This is a genomic window from Streptomyces erythrochromogenes (assembly GCF_036170895.1).
GTDB classification, from domain to species: domain Bacteria; phylum Actinomycetota; class Actinomycetes; order Streptomycetales; family Streptomycetaceae; genus Streptomyces; species Streptomyces erythrochromogenes.
Genome location: NZ_CP108036.1, coordinates 7171295 through 7189609, shown reverse-complemented (window position 1 = coordinate 7189609; position 18315 = coordinate 7171295). Strand labels below are relative to the sequence as shown.

The 18315-nt window shown below is 73.7% G+C and carries 10 protein-coding genes; all 10 read right to left on the bottom strand.

The genetic code is table 11. The features are described from left to right. Window positions 1-70: 70 nt before the first annotated feature. The 10 genes from OHA91_RS32850 to OHA91_RS32805 all read right to left on the bottom strand — a co-directional run bounded on the left by OHA91_RS32850 (window position 71) and on the right by OHA91_RS32805 (window position 18313). Window positions 71-1477, bottom strand: a complete 1407-nt coding sequence (locus tag OHA91_RS32850) for a condensation domain-containing protein (RefSeq protein WP_328740556.1) — start codon at window positions 1475-1477, stop codon at window positions 71-73. Further along, window positions 1477-4833 (bottom strand): non-ribosomal peptide synthetase, encoded by a 3357-nt coding sequence (locus OHA91_RS32845; RefSeq protein WP_266503651.1) that lies wholly within the window; start codon window positions 4831-4833, stop codon window positions 1477-1479. The genes OHA91_RS32850 and OHA91_RS32845 overlap by 1 nt, the downstream gene beginning before the upstream one ends. Continuing rightward, window positions 4826-8911, bottom strand: coding sequence for a non-ribosomal peptide synthetase (locus OHA91_RS32840; RefSeq protein WP_328740555.1), 4086 nt, complete (start codon window positions 8909-8911; stop codon window positions 4826-4828). Before OHA91_RS32840 ends, OHA91_RS32845 begins: the two co-directional genes overlap by 8 nt. 177 nt (window positions 8912-9088) lie before the next feature. Then, window positions 9089-10366 carry an MFS transporter gene (locus OHA91_RS32835; protein WP_051893683.1) on the bottom strand — a complete coding sequence of 426 codons (1278 nt, stop codon included), beginning with the start codon at window positions 10364-10366 and terminating at the stop codon, window positions 9089-9091. Between the two features lie 119 nt (window positions 10367-10485). Further along, the gene (locus tag OHA91_RS32830) at window positions 10486-11517 is read right to left on the bottom strand and encodes a winged helix DNA-binding domain-containing protein (RefSeq protein ID WP_031156720.1); all 1032 of its coding nucleotides are present in this window, start codon (window positions 11515-11517) and stop codon (window positions 10486-10488) included. Between the two features lie 12 nt (window positions 11518-11529). Beyond that, on the bottom strand, window positions 11530-12177 hold the full coding sequence (locus tag OHA91_RS32825) for a 4'-phosphopantetheinyl transferase family protein (RefSeq protein WP_328740554.1): 648 nt from the start codon (window positions 12175-12177) through the stop codon (window positions 11530-11532). Then, a complete protein-coding gene (locus tag OHA91_RS32820; protein ID WP_328740553.1) occupies window positions 12177-16115 on the bottom strand; it encodes an amino acid adenylation domain-containing protein in 3939 nt (1312 codons plus the stop codon). Before OHA91_RS32820 ends, OHA91_RS32825 begins: the two co-directional genes overlap by 1 nt. Window positions 16116-16130: 15 nt before the next feature. Further along, window positions 16131-17345 carry a cytochrome P450 gene (locus OHA91_RS32815; protein WP_031156712.1) on the bottom strand — a complete coding sequence of 405 codons (1215 nt, stop codon included), beginning with the start codon at window positions 17343-17345 and terminating at the stop codon, window positions 16131-16133. Between the two features lies 1 nt (window position 17346). After that, the gene (locus tag OHA91_RS32810) at window positions 17347-17550 is read right to left on the bottom strand and encodes an MbtH family protein (protein ID WP_076043097.1); all 204 of its coding nucleotides are present in this window, start codon (window positions 17548-17550) and stop codon (window positions 17347-17349) included. Window positions 17551-17566: 16 nt separating this feature from the next. Then, window positions 17567-18313 carry a thioesterase II family protein gene (locus OHA91_RS32805; RefSeq protein WP_051893677.1) on the bottom strand — a complete coding sequence of 249 codons (747 nt, stop codon included), beginning with the start codon at window positions 18311-18313 and terminating at the stop codon, window positions 17567-17569. Window positions 18314-18315: the final 2 nt, after the last annotated feature.

The following is an 18315-nucleotide window of genomic DNA, read 5'->3' as shown; positions in this document are numbered from 1 at the left end:
CCTAGGCGGGTCTGGGTGGGTCCGGTGGGGGATCGAGCGGGGGGGCCGGGGCCGCGGGCCCCGGCCCCGCTCAGTGCCGGGTGGTGGTGAGTGGGGAGGCGGGCGCGGCGACGGCCCGGTCCAGCACCTCCTCGATGCCGGTGAGCAGGCCCCGCACGTCCTCGGGCGTGGCCGCGTGCCGGTTGTACTCGGCGGTGCCGCCGATCTCGCCGTCCCGCTCCACCAGGCCGACGCAGGCCAGGGCCGCGGCCGGGTCGGGGCTGTAGAGCTCCAGGTGGCGGGCGGGCGGCCCGGGCAGCTGGCCGACCTCGATGCCGGGCAGGTCCAGCGGTACGGCCGGGTAGTTGTGGAGGGCGAACAGGACGTTGTACGGCGGTGGCGTGCCGTCGCCGAACAGCACGTCCACGGGCAGGCGTTGGTGGGCCAGGGCGTCGGCCACCGCGGTGCGGGTGCGGTGCAGGAGCTCGCGGAAGGCGGGCCCGCCCGCGAGGTCGAGCCGGATCGACACGACGGTGGTGTACTGCCCGACCGCACCCTCCAGCGGTGCGGCGAACCGGCCGGCGGCCGGGGTGCCGATCACCACGGAGGTGCGGCCGTCCCTGCGGGCCAGTACGACGGCGAGCGCGGCGAGCAGGGTCATGAACGGGGTGGCCCCCTCGGCCGCGCCCAGCTCCAGCCCGGCGTCGACGGGACCGCGGGCCAGCCGTACGGGCAGGTGTCCGCGCTCGAAGCCGCCGGGGGCCCGGGGGGCGGGCGGGTCGGCGGCGAACACGGCCCGGCGGCGGGTGAGTTCGGCGGTGCCGTCCGGCCCGGCGAGCCAGCGGTGCTGCCAGTCGGCGTAGTCGGGGAACTGGAGTTCGGGCGGGGTCAGGCTCTCGGGGCCCTCGCGGTAGCCGGCGGCGAGGTCCGCGAGGAAGACCCCGGAGGACCAGCCGTCGAAGACCGCGAGGTGGGAGGCGAGGATCAGGACGTGCTCGTCGGGGCCGGTCCGCAGCAGCCGGAACGCGCTGGTGCGGCCGCTCTCCAGGTCCAGGACGGTGGAGGCGCTCTCGGTGAGCTGCAGGGCGGTCCGCTCGGCCGCGGCCTGCGGGGTGAAGCCCGACAGGTCGGCCCGGGTGAGCCGCAGGACCGGTTCCTCGTCCACGTGCAGCCGCGGCTGGTCCGCGGTGGAGCGCACCAGCCGGGTGCGCAGTGCCTCGTGGCGGCGCAGCACCCCGGTGAGGGCCTCGTTCAGCCGCTGCGGGTCGAGGGGGCCGGTCAGCCGGAGGGCGTGCGAGCCGGTGGCGACGGCCGGGTGGGTGCGCTCCCGACGCCACAGCCGGGTCTGGAGTGCGGTCGGCGGGACGGGCCCCGCGCCGGAGCGCGGGGCCGGGTGTGCGGGTACGGGCCGGCGGGCGGCCAGCATCAGGCGGGCGAGCTCGCGCTTGGCCTCGGGGAGCGCGGCGAGCGCTCCCTCCAGCCCGGCCGGTCCGGCCATCAGGGCCCCTCCGGCTGCTGGAGGGAGCCGAGGAGGGCCGCGGCCTCTTCGTCGCTCATGTTCTCGATCTGCTCGAAGACCGCGAGCAGCCGGTCCTGTTCGCCGGCGGCCTCGGCCTTCGCCGCGCGGACGAGTTCGGCCAGGCCCGAGACGGTCGGGCGGCCGAAGAAGTCGGCGAGGGCGATGTCGATGCCGAAGAGGGCCCGGACCCGGGAGACCACGATGGTGGCCTGGAGGGAGCTGCCGCCCAGGGCGAAGAAGTCGCCCTCCACGTCCGGGTTCTGCCATTCCAGGAGCGGGGTGAGGATGTCGCGGCAGATCTGCTCCTCGACGGCGTCGCGCGGCGGGGTCCCGCCCTGTGCCGACTGCTCGGTGGGCAGCGGCAGGGCGGCGGTGTCGACCTTCCCGTGCGGGGTCAGCGGCAGCTCGTCCAGGACGACGACGACCGGGACCATGTAGCCGGGGAGCCGGACGGCCGTGTAGGCGCGCAGTCCCTCGGCGTCGGCGACCTCCGAGGCGTACGAGCCGACCTGCTCGACGGTGACGTAGGCGGCCAGCATGCGCTCGCCGCCCGCGGCGGGCTGGGCCACCACGACGGCCTGCTGCACGGAGGGGTGCCCGGTCAGGACGGCCTCGACCTCGCCCGGCTCGATCCGGTGGCCGCGCACCTTGAGCTGGCGGTCGGTGCGGCCGAGGAAGTCGAGGTTGCCGCCGGGCAGCCAGCGGACGAGGTCGCCGGTGCGGTAGAGGCGCGCGGTCTCGGGGCCGTCGGCGTAGGGGTTGTCCGCGAAGCGTTCGGCGGTGAGGTCGGGGCGGCCCAGGTAGCCGCGGGCCACGCCCGGGCCGGCCACGCACAGTTCGCCGGGGACGCCGGGCGGGACCGGCCGCAGCCGCTCGTCGAGCACGAAGGCCTGGTGGCCCGGCATGGGGCGGCCGATGGGCGGGTTGCGGTCGTAGCTGCCGGTGCAGTCCATCAGCGTCACCGCGACGGTGGCCTCGGTCGGGCCGTAGCCGTTGACGAACCGGCGCTCCCCCGCGGTCCATTCGGCGACCAGCCTGCCGGGGAAGGCCTCGCCGCCGACCGAGACCAGGCGCAGGTCCGGCAGGGCCGCCTGGTCGAGCAGCGGCAGGAGTGCGGGCGGGAGTTCGGCGACGGTCACCGCGTCCTCGCGCATCCGGGCCTGGAGCAGGGCGGGGTCGCGGCGTTCGTCGTCGGTGGCGATGACGAGCGAGCCGCCCGCGAGCAGGGTGGTGAAGATCTCGAAGACGGAGACGTCGAAGGTGAGGGGGGCGAAGTGCAGGACCCGGTCCTCGGCCTTGATCTCGTAGGCCTTGGCGATGGTGCGGGAGAAGTGGGTGACCGAGCGGTGCTCGATCATGACCCCCTTCGGGGTTCCGCTGCTGCCGGAGGTGTAGAGCACGTAGGCCAGGTCGGCGGGGGTGGAGCTGAGGGCGAGGGAGGGGACCTCGCGGACGGGGGCCGCGGTCCCGGTGTTCACGAGCTCCAGCGGTACGGGCAGCTGCGCGCTCTCGTCGACGAGGGCGTGGCGGACCTTGGCGTCGGCCAGGACGGTGCGGGTGCGCTCGGCCGGGGCGGCCGGGTCGACGGGGATGTAGTGGGCGCCCGCCTTGAGGACGCCGAGCACTCCGGCGACGGCGGCCGGGCCGCGGGCCACGCACAGGGCGACCGGGTCGCCGTGTCCGACGCCGCGGTCGCGCAGCCGGTGGGCGATGGCCTCGGACCAGCGGTCGAGGGCGGCGTAGTCCAGCCGTGTGGCGCCGTGGCGGACGGCGACGGCGTCGGGGTGGATGGTGGCCCGCTCGCGGAAGGCGCGGTCGAGGGTGGTGGTCCAGGCGCTCTCGTCGACCGGGCCGCCGCGGGACAGCTCGCGGGCGTGCCGGGAGGCGGCCGGCTCCTCGACCAGGCTGATGTCGCCGACCCGGAGGTCGGGGTTCTCGGCGACCTGCTCCAGGACCTGCTTGAAGGCGGTGAGGAGGGCGCTGGCCGTGCCGTGCCGGTAGAGGGAGGTGTTGTATTCGAGGGAGAGTTCCAGGCCGTCGTTCTCGCCGACGAGGAAGCTCATGTCGAACTTGGCTGCGCCGTCGTGCAGTTGGTCCATGGTGAACTCGACGTCCGCGGCCTGCGCCCGGTGGGTGCCCCAGCGGCCGAGCGAGGTGAACTCGATCTGGAAGAGCGGGTGGCGCAGTGGGTCGCGGACCGGCCGGACGGCCTCCACTACCTGCTCGAAGGGCAGTTCGCTGCTGGTGAAGGAGTCCATCACGGAGGCGGCGGTGCGGGTGACGAGCTCGCGGAAGGTGAGTGCGTCGGTGACCTCGGTCCGCAGGGTGATCATCTGGACGAAGCAGCCGATGACCTGTTCCAGGTCGGGGTGCGGGCGGGAGGCGCTGGCCGTGCCGACGACGACGTCCTCGGTCCGGGTCCAGTGCCGCAGCAGCGCGTTGAAGGCGGCCAGCAGGGTGGTGAAGACGGTGGTGCTGCCCGCGTCGGCGAGCTCGGTGAGCCGGTCCAGCAGCTTCTGGTCGAGGGTCAGTTTCAGGCCGCGTCCGTCGCCGCGGGTCTCGGGACCGCGCGGATGGTCGGGCATGACCTCGGTGGCGACGGCGCCGGCGAGGATCTGGCGCCATTTGGCGGCGAGCGCCCGGCCGTGCTCGTCGTTCTCCAGCTTGGCCCGCTGCCAGGCCGCGAAGTCGGCGTACTCGACGGCGAGTCTGGGGGCTTCGGGTCGCTTGCCCGCGGCGGCCGCGGCGTAGCTGGCGGTCAGTTCCTCGGTGAAGATCCGGGTCGAGCCGGGGTCCCAGGCGATGTGGTGGACGACCCAGAGCAGGACGTGCCGGTCCTCGGCGAGGCGTACGAGGTGGGCGCGCACGGGCGGGGCGGCGGCCAGGTCGAAGGGGGCCGCCGCGCAGGTGGTGGTGAGCTCGGCGAGTTCGCGGTCGGCGTCCTCGCTGCCCGACAGGTCGGTGCTCTGGACGCCGAGCACGAAGGAGGGGACGGGCTCCTGCCAGGGGACTCCGTCGATCTCGACGAGTTTGCTGTGGAGCACCTGGTGGCGGGTGACCACGGCGTTGAGGGCCTCGTGCAGGGCGGCCCGGTCCAGGGGACCGCCCAGGGCTATGGAGAGGGCTATGTTGTTGCGGGCCTTGCCGGCGCCGAGCTTGTCGACGAACCACATCTGCTCCTGCTGGAAGGAGGAGCGGGAGCGCGGTCCGTGGTCGGCGCGCCCCAGTTCGACGCGGCGGCCCACGCCGGCCGTCATCTGGTTGCGCATCCTGCCCAGCAGCCGGGAGCGCTGTCCCTGGGGCAGGCGGCCGAGCCGTTCGGCGAGATCAGACATGGTTTCCTCCGTTGCGGTGCAGGTCTGCGAGCAGGGCGGCGAGCCGGTCGGGCAGGTGCTTGGCGAAGTAGTGGCGGCCACCGGGGATCACGGCGAGCGACACGTCGGCGGCGTACCGGCCCCAGGCGCGGTAGCCGTCCTCGTAGCCCTCGGTGGCGTCGTCGGCGTCGCCGATGATGCAGGTGAGCGGGGTGGTCAGGGGCTGTTCGTAGCCGGCGGGGGTACGGGCGAAGAAGCGGGCGGCCTCGGTCATGTCGTGCCGCACCATCCGCAGGACGGCGGTGAGGTCGCGGTCGTCGAGGACGCCGTCGAAGCCGTCCATGGTGGTCAGGTAGGCGACGAGGTCGTCGTCGCCGGAGACGCGCTCCATCTCCAGTGCGTACTCGGGGTCCTCCTCGGGGAGGGCGGCGGCGAGGTCCAGGGCGATCGGCCGCTGTCCCATGCGTTCGAGGACGTGGGTGGTCTCCAGCGCGGTGACGACTCCGGCGCAGTGGCCGTAGACCGCGTACGGGCCCTGCACGGTGCGGGCGATCTCCTGGGCGGCGAGTTCTGCGAACTCGGGGACCGGCAGCATCGGGCCGGGGCGCAGCGGGTCGTGACCGGGCGGGGAGACGGCCAGGAGCTCGATGTGCGGCGGGAGCTGGGCCGCGAGGGGCTGGTAGGCGATGGCGTCGCCGCCGCCGTGCGGGAAGCAGACCAGGGTCAGGGCGGTGGTACCGGCGGGGCGTTCGGGGGTGAGCCGGTGCAGCAGGCGGTGCGCCTGTGTCCCGCTGCCGCCGAGTTCGGCGCTGCGGGCGGCGAGGCCGGCCGGGGTCGGGTTGCTGAAGAGGTCGACGACGCGCAGGGCGGCGGCCCCGGCGTCCGGCAGGGCGGCGGCGACGGCCCGTACGGCGCGCACGGCGGCGAAGGAGTCCCCGCCGAGGGCGAAGAAGTCGTCGCCGGGGGCCACTTCGGCCACGCCGAGGACCTCGGCCCAGACGGCGGCGATCCGCAGTGCGACGGGATCACCGCCGGCCGGTGCGGCGGCGGGCCGGTCCGGGGCGGGGGCGGCGGGGCGCGGGTCGGGCAGGGCGCCCCGGTCCACCTTGCCGTTGGGGCTCAGCGGCAGCCGTTCCAGCAGCACCAGTTCCGCGGGGACGCAGTGCGGGGGCAGGACCGCGCCGAGCGCGGTCCGCAGGGCGGCGGTGTCGAGGTCGGCGCCGTCCTCGGGGACGACGTAGCCGACGAGGCGGTCGGAGCCGGCGGCGGAGCGGCGGGCGGCGACGACGGCTTCGCGGACGCCGGGGCGGTCGCGCAGCGCGCTCTCCACCTCGCCGGGCTCGATGCGGAGCCCGTTCAGCTTGATCCGGAAGTCGGTGCGGCCGAGGAGCTCGATGGTGCCGTCCGTGCCGTAGCGGGCCAGGTCGCCGGTGCGGTAGAGGCGTTCGGTGCGGCCGGGTGCCAGCTCGACGTGGACGAACTTCTCCTCGGTGAGCTCGGGCCGGTTGAGGTAGCCGCGGGCCAGTCCGACCCCGCCGAGGTGGAGTTCGCCGGGGACACCGACGGGGACGAGGCGGTCGTGCGGGTCGAGGATGTAGGTGAGCTGGTTGGCCATGGGTCGTCCGTACGGGAGCTTCGTCCACTGCGGATCGACCCGGCCGACGCGGAACTCCACCGAGTGGATGGAGGCCTCGGTCGCCCCGCCGAGTGCCGCGAAGGACAGCTCCGGCGCGAAGGCGCGGATCCGGTCGGGCTGGGTGACGGGGATCCAGTCGCCGCCGAGGAACGCCGTGCGCAGTTTGGGCAGTCGGGGGCCGCCGGCGTGTTCGAGCTGGTCGACGAGGAGGCCGAGGAGGGCGGGAGCGGAGTTCCAGACGGTGACGCCGTGCCGCTCGACGAGGTCGGCCCAGTGCGCCGGGTCCTTGGCGGCGGCGGGGTCGGGCAGGACGAGCGTGCCGCCCGCCGCCAGGATGCCGAGGGTCTCGTAGACGCTCATGTCGAAGCTGGGCGAGGACAGGGCGAGTACGGAGTCGGCGGGGCCGATGCCGTAGGAGCGGTTGAGGTCGAGGAGGTTGTTGACGACGCCGCGGTGTTCCAGGGCGATGCCCTTGGGGGTGCCCGTGGAGCCCGAGGTGAAGATGACGTAGGCGAGGTCCCGGGCGGTGACGGGGACCTCGGGCCGGGTCGCGGGCAGCTCGGCGAGGGCGGCGCGGTCGGTGTCCAGGAGCACCCGTGCGGTGCCGTCGGGGACGGGCAGCCGGCCGATGAGTTCGGCGTCGGAGACGACGATGGGCGGCGCGGAGTCCTTCAGCAGCAGGGCCAGGCGTTCGGCGGGGTAGTCCGGGTCGAGGGGTACGTAGGCCCCGCCGGCCTTGAGGACGGCGAGGATCGCGGTGACCAGTCCGGGGCCGCGGCGCAGGCACAGGGCCGTGGTCCGGCCGGGGCCCGCACCCGACTCGACGAGCCGGTGGGCGAGCCGGTTGGCGCGCTCCTCCAGCTCGCGGTAGGTGACGCTCCAGCCGCCGACTCCGCCGAGGACCACGGCCGGCGCGTCGGGCCGGCGGTCGGCGTGCTGCTCGAAGAGGTGGTGCAGGCAGGCGTCCTGGGGGAAGGGGGCGCGGGTGGCGTTCCACTCGTCCAGGGCGGCCGTCCGCTCGGCGTCGGTGAGCAGCGGCAGGGCGGACAGCGGGGCGTCCGGGCGGTCGACGGCGCCTTCGAGGGTGGTGAGGAAGTGGCCGAGCAGCCGGTCCACGGTCGAGGCGTCGAACAGGTCGGTGGGGTACTCCACGAGGGCGCGGACCGCGGTGCCGGTGTCGTGGACGCTGATCATGAGGTCGTACTTGGTGGCGTGCGAGGAGAAGTCGATGGGCTCGGTGGCGAGGCCGGCCAGGCCGGGGGCGGTGTCCGGGGTCTCGTCGAGGAGGAACATCACGGAGGTCAGCGGCGGCCGGCTCGGGTCGCGGGGCAGTCCGAGCGCGTCGACGATGAGGTCGAAGGGCAGTTCCTGGTGCGCGTACGCCTGGAGGGTGGTGTGGCGGGTGGCCCGGACCAGTTCGGCGAACCCGGGGTCCCCGCCGGTTCTGATGCGCAGCGGCAGGGTGTTGACGAAGAAGCCGATGAGCTCGCTGAAGGCCGGGTGGTCGCGGCCGGAGACGGAGGTGCCGACGACGATGTCCTCCTGGCCGGTCCAGCGGCGCAGGGTGGCGGCGAAACCGGCCAGCATCGTCATGTAGAGGGTGGCGCCCTCGGACTTGCCGAACTCCCTGAGCCGGCCGATGAGCCGGGGCGGGAGGTCGATGTAGCGGGAGGCTCCGGCGTGCCCGAAGACGGGGGGCCGGGGCCGGTCGGTGGGCAGGTCCACGGGTGCGGCCCCGCCGAGCTCCTCCTGCCAGAAGGAGGTGAGCGCCTCCAGCCGGTCGCCGCTGACGCGGCGGCGCTGCCAGGTGGCGAAGTCGGCGTACTGGAGGTTGAGCGGGGCGTTCGCGTCGGCCGGGGCGCCGGTGCGGGCCGCGTAGGCGCGCTCCAGTTCGGTGTAGAGGATCCGCATCGACCAGCCGTCGGTGACGATGTGGTGGAGGTTGAGCACGAGGACGTGGTCCTCGGCGCCGAGGCGGCCGAGCCGGGCCCGCAGCGGGACGGCGCCGGCCAGGTCGAAGGGGGCGCCGGCGTCCGCGTCGTAGAACGGCCGGACGGATTCCTCGTCGGGCAGCTCGGTCAGCGGCAGGGGCAGCCGGAAGCCGTCCACCACGCGGGGCAGGGCCTCGGAGGCGCCCTCCTGGTACGTGTAGACGGTGCGCAGGACCTCGTGGCGGTCGACGATGTCCTGGAGCGCCGCGTGCAGGGCGGGGACGTCGAGCGGGCCGCGGATGCGGGTGGCCACCGGCACGTTGTAGGCGGGGCTGCCGGGCTGGAGCTGGTCGATGAACCAGAGCCGGCGCTGCGCGAAGGAGAGCACCGGCGGGTCGGCGGGGTCACGGGGTGCCGGCTCAGGGTCCTCCCGTACGGCGGCGCGCCCGCCGTTGCGGCCCGTCAGGGCCTGGAACAGTGCCCTGCGGGACTTCGGCAGTGCGGCTATGCGTTCGGCGAGGGACTCGCTCACCTTGAGCCTCCGTGCGTCTTCGGGAGAGGGAGTACGGCAGGGCGCGCCGCGGGAGCGCGGCGCGGGCGTGCGGGTACGAGGTGCGGGCGTGCGGGTACGAGGTGCGGGCGTGGGTGCGGGTGTCGGGAGCGGGTGCCGCTGGGCGGGCACCCGCTCCCGTGGGGCCGGGCCGGACCGTCAGGCGGTGATCTTGGCCTCGTCCGCGGCCGGAGATCCCTCCTCGGCGGTGTCGTCGCCGCCGGGCATTTCCTTGATCTTGGCGACCGGCCCGCTGAGCAGGGTCAGGCCGCCGATGATGGTGACGGCGCCGGCCACCGCGAGGCCGCCGGTCAGGCCGATCGCCTCGCCGAGCGCACCGCCGGCGAAGTAGCCGAGGGACAGGGCGCCGTACACCGCGGAGAGCGCGGTGCCGCTGACGCGGCCCATCTGCTCGTTCGGGGTGACACCCTGCACGAGGCTGAGGACGTGGATGTCGAACATCGGGGAGACGAAGCCGATGATGGCCTGGACCACGATCAGTCCGACGAAGCCGCCGACCGCGCCGCCCGTCGGGACGAGGATGTAGCCGGCGCCGAGCACGACCGCGGTGATCACGAGCAGGCGGCCCACCGAGAGGCTCTTGGAGACGACCTCGGAGAGCACGGCGCCGACGATGACGAAGACCGACATGACGGCGAAGGCGGCACCGACCTGGCCGGGGCTGAGGTTCAGCTCCTTGTACGCGTAGACGATCAGGATGGCGTCACCCATCGCGGCACCGAGGTTGACCACGACGTTGGCGGTGAACAGGCCGCGCAGGACCGGGTTGCCGAAGAGGGTCTTCATGCCCTCCTTCATCTCCGCCTTCGCGGAGGCCTTCCGCTCCTCGGTCCGCTCGCGCACGTCCCGGTGACGGATGATCAGCAGGGCGATGAGCGAGACGAGGAAGGTGAACGCGTCGGCGGTGATGGCGCGTGCGGCGCCGAGCAGCTGGATGAGTGCGCCACCGGCGCCGGCGCCGACCGCCTCGGCGACGCTGCGGCTGATCTGCAGCTTGGTATTGCCTTCGATGAGGTTCTCGGTGCCGATGAGCTGGGGCAGCCAGGACTGGTACGAGACCTCGAAGAAGGTGGTGAGGCAGCCGGTGACGCCGGCGACGATGAAGATGTGCGTCATGGTGACGGAGTCGAGCGCGAACGCCAGCGGGATCGTGGCCAGGGCCAGGAAGCGGCCCAGGTCGGCGACGATCATGACGGTGCGCCTCGAGACCCGGTCGGCCACCAGCCCTGCGATGGGGGCGAGCAGCAGGAAGGGGAGGAAGCGCAGCGCGCCGAGCACGCCGACCTCCAAGGCTCCGCCGTCCAGCACCACGACCGCGAGGGTCGGCAGCGCGAGAAGGGAGATCTTGTCGCCGAAGTTGCTGACGGTCTGCCCGAACCACAGGCGATTGAAATCGGAATGCCGACCGAGTGCCATGTCGACGCCCTTTTCTGATTGGGTACGGAATTGTCGGACGGCACTGACGCTATGGACCGCGAGTTAGACCCCGGTTATGAATTCCGGGACTATAGAACGCTTGTAGACATGCGATGAGTTCAGCTGGAGAAGCGTGCGATGTCGGCGCTCTCGCGGGCGATTCCGGCGGCCACGGCGGGGCTCGGCGGCTCGGTCCCGGGGAAGGGCTCGACCTTGACCGGCGCCCCGCGGCGGCCGCCCGACCAGGTGCCGACGGCCAGGCCGTCGACGACCACGGTGGCCCGGATCTGCCCGCCGCCCGGCCACACCCGCCGTTCGTGCTCGGCGGGCACCGACAGGTCCCGGCTGCGGTAGCCGACGAGGTAGTTGTCGTAGGCCGGCAGCAGCCGTACGTCGGGTTCGCCGGGGGCGGCCGGGGCCTCGGGAGCGGTGTCCCGTACGGCAGCCCAGGCATTCTTTCCCGTCGTGGTCTTCAGCCCCGACCAGTGGACGAAGTCCAGTGCGTCGGAGGGCCCGTGGGCCGCGCGGTAGCGCCGCGCGAGCTCCCTTACGGCCGCTTCCCCGGTGTACGGCAGGGGTCCGGTTGCGGGCAGCCAGTCGTCGAGGAGGACGTAGGTTGCGTCGCCGCCCTGCTGCGGCCCGTGGCAGATGAGGCCGGCCAGGGCCGCGCGGCGGATGAGGTGGAAGGCGGACTGCCCCTTCGGCTCGACGCCGAGGGTGGTGAGCCGGTCGGTGAGCCGGGCGCGGGTCAGGGGGCCCTCCGCGGCGATCGCGTCGGTGATGAGGCGCTCCGAGCGCGTGCACAGGGCCTCGTCCAGGCCGAGTTCGCGCAGGCGCCGGGCGGCGAGCGCGAGGTAGACGGGGCCGAAGAGGTTCAGCAGCCAGCGGGCGTCGGCGGCGGGCACCAGTTGGAGGGTGCCGCGCATGAACCAGCCGCGGACGGCGGTGCGTTCGGTGTCGGTGGCCCTGCGCACCGCTTCCTGGGTCAGTCCGCGGGCCCGTACCCGCAGCCCGAGCTCCGCCGCGGGCAGGTCCTGGGCCTGGACGGCCAGCACCCGGTCCAGGACTGCGGCGACGGAGTCCTCCCGGACCCCGCCCCCGATCGCCTGTGCGCGCGCCCTGAGCAGCCGTTCGGTCGTACGTCGTTCCACGTGTCCAGTCTTTCAGCCGAGCAGCCGCAGCCGCATCTCCTCGCGGGCCGCCACACATCCGACGGCCTGCGCACCGCCCCAGTCCAGCAGCCGCCAGCCGTGCCAGCGCGGCGGCTCCTGCCCGTACACGGGAACGTCGAGGCGGGCCGGCTCGTCGAGCGTGCCCGCCCCGACCTTGACCAGGGACTCCTTTCGTACCCACTGGCGCAGGAAGGCGCGCCGCGGGTGGGTGTCCGACCGCAGGGCGGCCAGTTCCTCCTCCGTGCAGACGGCCTCGGCGGTCCGCCAGTCCACGTCTGCGTCGTCGACGGCCTCCACGTCCACGCCGACGGGACCGTCGGCCGCGGCGGCGGCCGCGACCCAGCCCCGGGCGTGCGCGAGGCTGACGCCGGTGCCGGGCGCCTCGACGAGCCGCGGCCTGCCGTGCGGCCGGTCGCAGGAGCCGCAGCGCTGAACGACGGTGAGGCTCTGCGCCGGGCGGCCCAGGAGCCGCCCGGCGCAGAGCCGGACCAGTGCGTGCGCGGCCAGGAAGTCGTCCCGGTCGGCGGCCGACCGGAGGGCGCCGGCGCGGTCCAGTTCGGTACGGGTCAGCAGCTCCCGTACGTCCCCGGCCGCGGCCAGCACCGCTCCGGTCGGCCCGGCCAGTGCGAGACCGGGCATCAGCGCCTGCGGCGCAGCACCGCGTAGTAGCCGGGCAGCCGCAGCGCGTCGGAGTCCGACTGGGGGTCGATGGCGTGCAGTTCTATCGCCTCGTCCTCGACGATCTCCCAGCCGTCCGCGCCGAAGGCCTCGGCCAGTTCGGGCCGGGTGAAGCGGTGCGAGTGCCGGACGCCGGCCGCCTCCAGCGGGCCGACCAGGTCCTCGGCGCGGCCGCGCTTGCCGCCCACGAAGCCCAGGTAGCCGAAGGAGTTGCTGGAGTAGTCGGGCTCGTGCACGATCAGCGTGCCCTCGTCGCCCAGCAGCCGGTCGGCGACCGCGGCGAGCCGGGCCCGTGCCTCGGTGTCCAGGACGTGGAAGACACCGCGTACGAAGATGTTGTAGGGCCCCTCCCCCAGGACCGCGGCCTGTTCGGCGTCGGTCATGTCGATGGCCAGGTAGTCGACGTTCGCCACGCCCTCGGCCTCGCGCTTGGCGTGGTCGATGGCGCTGACGGAGACGTCGACGCCGATGACCGACGGGTAGTGCGGGGCGAGTTCGCGGCTGTAGCGGCCGTTGCCGCAGCCGAGGTCGATGAGCGGCAGTTCGCTGCGGAAGTGGCGCTGCGCCTGGTCGAGGAGCCACTGGAACTCCTCGCCGCTGTCGGCGTCCCAGATGACGTCGCCGCCGCGGCCGGTCCGCTGGATACCGGCCCAGTAGCGCTCCCAGGCGTCGCCCGTGTCGCGCTCCTCGGCCTTGCCCGCGTCGGCGCCCTCCTCGCCGGGCGGCGGGGAGTATCGCTCCCAGACCCCGTCCTCGCCGAGGGCCTCCAGCAGGGCGGTGAACTCGTCGAACATGGAGTCGATGAGGCCGTCCGGGTAGACGGCGGGCAGGAAGTCCCAGTTGAAGGTGAGTCCTTCGGGCTTCTCGAAGACCTGGAAGTCGAGGGAGACCTGGGGGGTCTGGGAGATGCCGTAGACCGGGGCGCCCAGTTCGGTCTCCTCGTACTGCGGCGGGTGGCCGGCCAGGCTGGTCATCACCACGGGCATGGCAGGGGCGAGGGAGCCGCGCAACTTGGTCAGCTCGCGCAGGACCTGCACGCCGCTGAAGTAGCGGTGCTCCAGGTCGGCCCAGAGGCGGCGCTGGACGGCCTGCGCGCGTCCGGCGAAGGTGGAGTCCTGCTGCTCGACGGCGAGCAGCAGGGTGGTGGTGGTGTCCGCGAGCAGGGCGTTGACCTGCGGGTGCAGCGGAAGCCGGTTGAAGAGCGGGAAGTTGATGGTGAAGCGGGCCTGACCGGAGGCCCTGCCGAGGATCTCGGCGTAGGCGGCGGCCAGCACGCCGGAGGGGGTCACCTCGCGGGCGTGCGCCCGCTCCTGGATGCGTGTCCACAGCTCCGGGGAGACGACGTGGCTGCGCCGCTCGAACCGGACCGGCAGCTCGGGGGCGTCGGCCGGGCGCGCGGGCAGTTCGGGGGCGGGCGGGAGGGTGGCGAGGCGGTCGCGCCAGTACCACTCGGAGCGCCGGTAGACCTCGCTGTCGCGCAGCGAGTTCCCGACGGCGAGCACGTAGTCGCGGAAGGTCAGCTCCAGCGGGGCGAGTTCGGCGTCCGGTTCCACGTAGTAGGTGACCAGGTCGGGGATGAGGACCTGGAAGTAGCTCCAGGCGTCGGCGACGAGGAAGTCCAACGAGAGGTGGATCCGGGCCCGCCCGCCGCCGAGCAGGCTGATCCGCACGTCGAACAGCGGCCAGGCGTCGGCGTCGAGCACCTGGTGGGACAGCCGCTCACGCAGGTCGGCCAGTTCGGCCGCGCGGCTCTCCTCGTCGAGGCCGCCGAAGTCGGTGACGGGGATCTCGTACGCCGGGATCTCCTCGAAGACCTGCTGGGTGCCGTCGGGCAGGACCCGGGTGCGCAGCGCGTCGTGGCGTTCGACGAGGCGGCGCCAGGCGCCCTCGAAGCGCGGTACGTCGAGCTTCTCGCTCTCCCACTCGAAGTAGCCGTGGCAGCCGACGTTGCCGAGTTCGACGAGCCCGCCGCGGCCGATCCACAGCGCCTGCTGGCTCTCGGTCAGCGGGAAGGGCTCGAAGCGGGCGGCCGGGTCGGGGACGATCGCCGGGAGTCCGCCGAAGGAGCCGCGGCCGCCCGCGCGTTCGGTGGTGACCAGGGTGGCGAGCTCGGCGACGGTGGGGCAGGTGGACAGGTCGGAGAGGCTCAGCTCGACGCCGTAGCGGCGGCGGATCTCGTCGATGAGCTGGAAGGCGAGCAGCGAATGGCCGCCCAGCTCGAAGAAGTTGTCGTGGATGCCGACGCCGTCGGTGCGGAACGCGTCGGCCCACAGCCGGCTCAGGCCGTCCTCGACCTCATTGCGCGGTGCCTCGTAGCCGGCGCCGACGCCGTCGCGGCCCTCGGGGGGCTCGGGCAGGCTGCGGCGGTCGACCTTGCCGTTGGGCAGCCGCGGGAGGGAGGGCAGCACGACGACGGCCGCGGGAACCATGTAGTAGGGCAGGGTCCGGGCGACCTCGGCGCGCACGGCGGCCGAGTCGGGTTCGGCCCCGCCGGCCGGGGACACGTAGGCGATGAGCCGCTTGTCGCCGGGGCCGCGCTCCTGGGTGACGACGACCGCCTCGGCGATGTCGTCGAGGCGTGCGATGTGCGTCTCGACCTCGCCGAGCTCGACGCGGAAGCCGCGGATCTTGACCTGGGAGTCGGAGCGGCCGAGGAGCTCGACGGCGCCGTCCTCGCGGCGGCGGGCGAGGTCGCCGGTGTCGTAGAGCACCGGGTGCGGGTCGTCGGGCAGGAAGTTGGGGTGGAACTTGGCGGCGGTGAGCTCGGGGCGGCCGTGGTAGCCGGCGGCGACCCCGGCCCCGGAGACGTGCAGCCGTCCGACCTCGCCCTCGGGGACCGGGCGGCCTTCCTCGTCCAGGAGGTGGACGCGGAGGTTGGCGATGGGCACGCCGACCGGGACCTGGCGGGTGGCGCGGACCTCCTCGGAGGTGGCCTGGCTGGTGAAGTCGGTGCCGGCGCCGAGGTCGAGGCAGGACAGGACGTTGGTGGTCTCGGTGGTGCCGTACGTCATCACCACGCGGAAGGGGGTGTCGACGGGCGGCCAGCTGTGGACGCGCTCGGCCGTGGTCACCAGGATCCGCAGCGCCGTGTCCGCCGGCCACGTCAGACCCCACACGGGCTCGGCCAGCGCGGCCACCAGCATGGTGTGGGTGATGCCCTCGCCGGCCAGCCAGTCGCGGATCTGCTCGGGGGTCTGGGCCTGGCCCGCCTCGGGGATGTGGATCGCGGCGCCGGCCGGGAGGTAGGCGAGCCACTCCATGATCTGGACGGCGAAGCCGGGGGTGGACATCCAGGAGGCGCGGTCGCCGGGCCGGACCCCGTAGGCGCGCGCGGTCCAGTGGACCAGGTTGGTCAGCGCGCCGTGCCGCTCCAGTACGGCCTTGGGGGTGCCGGTGGAGCCGGAGGTGTAGATGAGGTGGCTGACGGTGTCGGGCCCGGTCACGGACGCGGGCGCGGTGTCCGGAAGGCCCTGGCCGGCGGTGGCGACCTCGGCCCGCGGGACGTCCTGCGGTATCCGGCGAGCGAGTTCGGCCGGGGTGACCACGAGCAGCGGGTCGGCGTCGGCGATCATCGCGGCGAGCCGGTCGTCGGGGTTGACCGGGTCGAGGGCGACGATCGCGGCGCCCGTCTTGAGGATCGCCAGGGAGCCGAGGACGTACTCGGCGCTGCGCGGGTAGCAGAGGCCGATCCTGGTCCCGGGACCGGCGCCGCGGGCGATCAGCGCGTGCGCCAGGCGGTTGGTGGCGGCCTGGAGTTCGGCGTAGGTCCAGGTGCGGTCGCCCTGCGCGAGGGCCGTGGCCGTGGGGGTGCGGGCGGCCTGTCCGGCGAGGAGTTCCGGGTACCCGGTCGTGGGGAACGCGGCGTCCGAACGGTTGAAGTCGACGAGTGCGGTGGTCACAGTACGGGCCCTTTCTTACTTCGCGAAGGCTCGGCTGCGCAGCAGCCGCACGGGGAGACTGTTGATCCCCCAGGTGAAGTTGGACGAGTTGAAGGTGGCGGGACCGGTCAGTTCGAACCCGTCCAGTACGGCGAGCATCTCGGTGAGCAGGGCGCCGAGTTCGAAGCGGGCGAGGCGGGCGCCGAGGCAGAGGTGGCGGCCGTGCCCGAAGGCGACGTGCCGGTTGGGGCGGCGGTCGACCCGGAAGGAGTGCGGGTCGGCGAAGACGTCCTCGTCCCTGTTGGCCGAGACGTTCCACAGCGTCACCCGGGCGCCCGCGGCGACGGGGATCCCGTTGATCTCGGTGTCGCGGGCCGCGGTGCGCAGGGCGTGCACCCCGGGCGTGGTCCAGCGCAGGATCTCCTCGACCGCCGGGGCGATGCCGTCCTGGCCGAGGGCCCGCAGCAGCCGCCACTGGTCGGGGTGCTCGGCGAACATGTGGACCGCGCCGGCCGCCGAGTAGCGGGTGGTCTCGTTGGCGCCGGACAGGACGCCGTTGAGGTTGAAGACGATCTCGTGGTCGCTGAGCGGCCGTTCGCTGCCGTCGCCCTCGTCCACGAGGGTGTCGTGGGCGATCTGGCTGACCAGGTCGTCGCCGGGGCGCGCCCGGCGCTCGGCGAGCAGCTCGATGAAGTAGAGGAAGATCTCCGAGTGGGCGCTGCTGCGCACCGCTTCGTCCGGGGAGTCGAAGGCGTCGGTGGTCAGGGCGCCGATCCAGGCCCAGTCGGCGCGCGGGATGCCCAGGATGGCGCAGACCACCCGGTTGGGCAGTTGTTTGGCGAGGTCGATGAAGTCCAGTTCGTCGCGTTCGGCGGCCTCGGTGACCAGGTCGGCGACGACCTGCTCGACGAGGGCTTCCAGACGCGGCATCTGCTGGGGGCCGAAGGCCTGTCCGAGGGCCCGCTTGAGGCGGGTGTGGTGCGGGACGTCGGAGACGATGAGCATGCGCTGGGCGACCGCGGCGACGGCGGCGGGGTCGCTGCCCAGCCGCATCCCGCGGGCCGACAGGAAGGTGTCGCTGTCGGCGTAGACCTTCATGATGTCGCGGTGCCGGCTGAGCGCCCAGAAGCCGCCGTCGTCGCTGCCGGGCTCGGGGTGCCAGTGGACCGGCGAGTTGGCGCGCAGCCAGGTGAACGTCGGCCAGAAGTCGTTGCGGCCGAAGGGGCCCGGGTCGAGCAGGTCGATCTCCATCTCAGGCTCCTCGCAGGCTGAGCGGGCGGATGTCGGGCCAGTGGGCGTCGACGAAGGCGGCGCATTCGTCCTCGGTGCCGTCGAAGCCGGCCGGCGTCCAGCCGTCGGGCGTCTCGCGCGTGGCGGGATACAGCGCGTACTGCCCCTCGTGGTTCACGAGGACCTGGTGGGTGGTGGGCACGGTGTCCTCCGGGCTCGGGCCGATGGGTGCGGGCGGACTGTCAGGCGGTCGGGGTGAGGGACGCTCCCTCGCCCCGCAGCAGGGCGCTCAGGTGGTCCAGTACGGGCTGCGGGCGGCGCAGCACGGCGTGGTGTCCGCCGGTGGTGGTGTGCCGGGCGAAGCCGGCGGTGGTGACCGCCGCCCAGCCGTCCAGGTCGGCCGCGCTGACGGTCTCGTCGCCGTCGGCGCCCCAGGCGTGCACGGGTACGGAGAGGCGGGTGCCCGGCTTGTGGACGTAGCTCAGGGACAGCTGGGCGTCCTTGCGGAGCATCCCGACCATCAGGGCCCGGGTGTCCTCGTCGAGCAGGCGGGGGTCGAGGTCGGCCGTGTCGAAGAGCTTGTCCAGTTCCTCTCCGTCGTCGACGATGCCGCGGCCGGCTCCGGTCCAGTGGCCGGGGGCCCGGCAGCCGCTGACCACGAGGGCGCGCGGGGTGACCCGGCGGGAGACCTCGTAGCCGAGGAGGCCGCCGAAGCTGTGGCCGAAGACGATCAGCGGCCGGTTCCCGACGGTGGACACCAGTTCGGCCGCGATGGCCTCGACGGCCTCATCGAAGGTGTCCGGCATGGGCTCGCGCCAGCGGTTCTCCCGGCCCGGCAGCTGTACGCCGTACACCTGCGCGGTGCCTTCCAGCGCGGGCTGCCAGGCGCGGAACTGCTGGCAGCCGGCCCCCGCCGGGGGGAGGCACAGCAGCACGGGCAGGGCCGGTTCGGCGGGGTCCGCCGTCCAGGTGGAGATCCAGGTGCCCATGG

What these genes read in the sequence shown, in the direction of transcription:
- OHA91_RS32850 (WP_328740556.1), bottom strand. Translation starts at nt 1,477, where the DNA reads ATGGCCGGACCGGCCGGGCTGGAGGGAGCGCTCGCCGCGCTCCCCGAG.
- OHA91_RS32815 (WP_031156712.1), bottom strand. Translation starts at nt 17,345, where the DNA reads ATGGAGATCGACCTGCTCGACCCGGGCCCCTTCGGCCGCAACGACTTC.
- OHA91_RS32805 (WP_051893677.1), bottom strand. Translation starts at nt 18,313, where the DNA reads ATGGGCACCTGGATCTCCACCTGGACGGCGGACCCCGCCGAACCGGCC.
- OHA91_RS32835 (WP_051893683.1), bottom strand. Translation starts at nt 10,366, where the DNA reads ATGGCACTCGGTCGGCATTCCGATTTCAATCGCCTGTGGTTCGGGCAG.
- OHA91_RS32825 (WP_328740554.1), bottom strand. Translation starts at nt 12,177, where the DNA reads ATGCCCGGTCTCGCACTGGCCGGGCCGACCGGAGCGGTGCTGGCCGCG.
- OHA91_RS32845 (WP_266503651.1), bottom strand. Translation starts at nt 4,833, where the DNA reads ATGTCTGATCTCGCCGAACGGCTCGGCCGCCTGCCCCAGGGACAGCGC.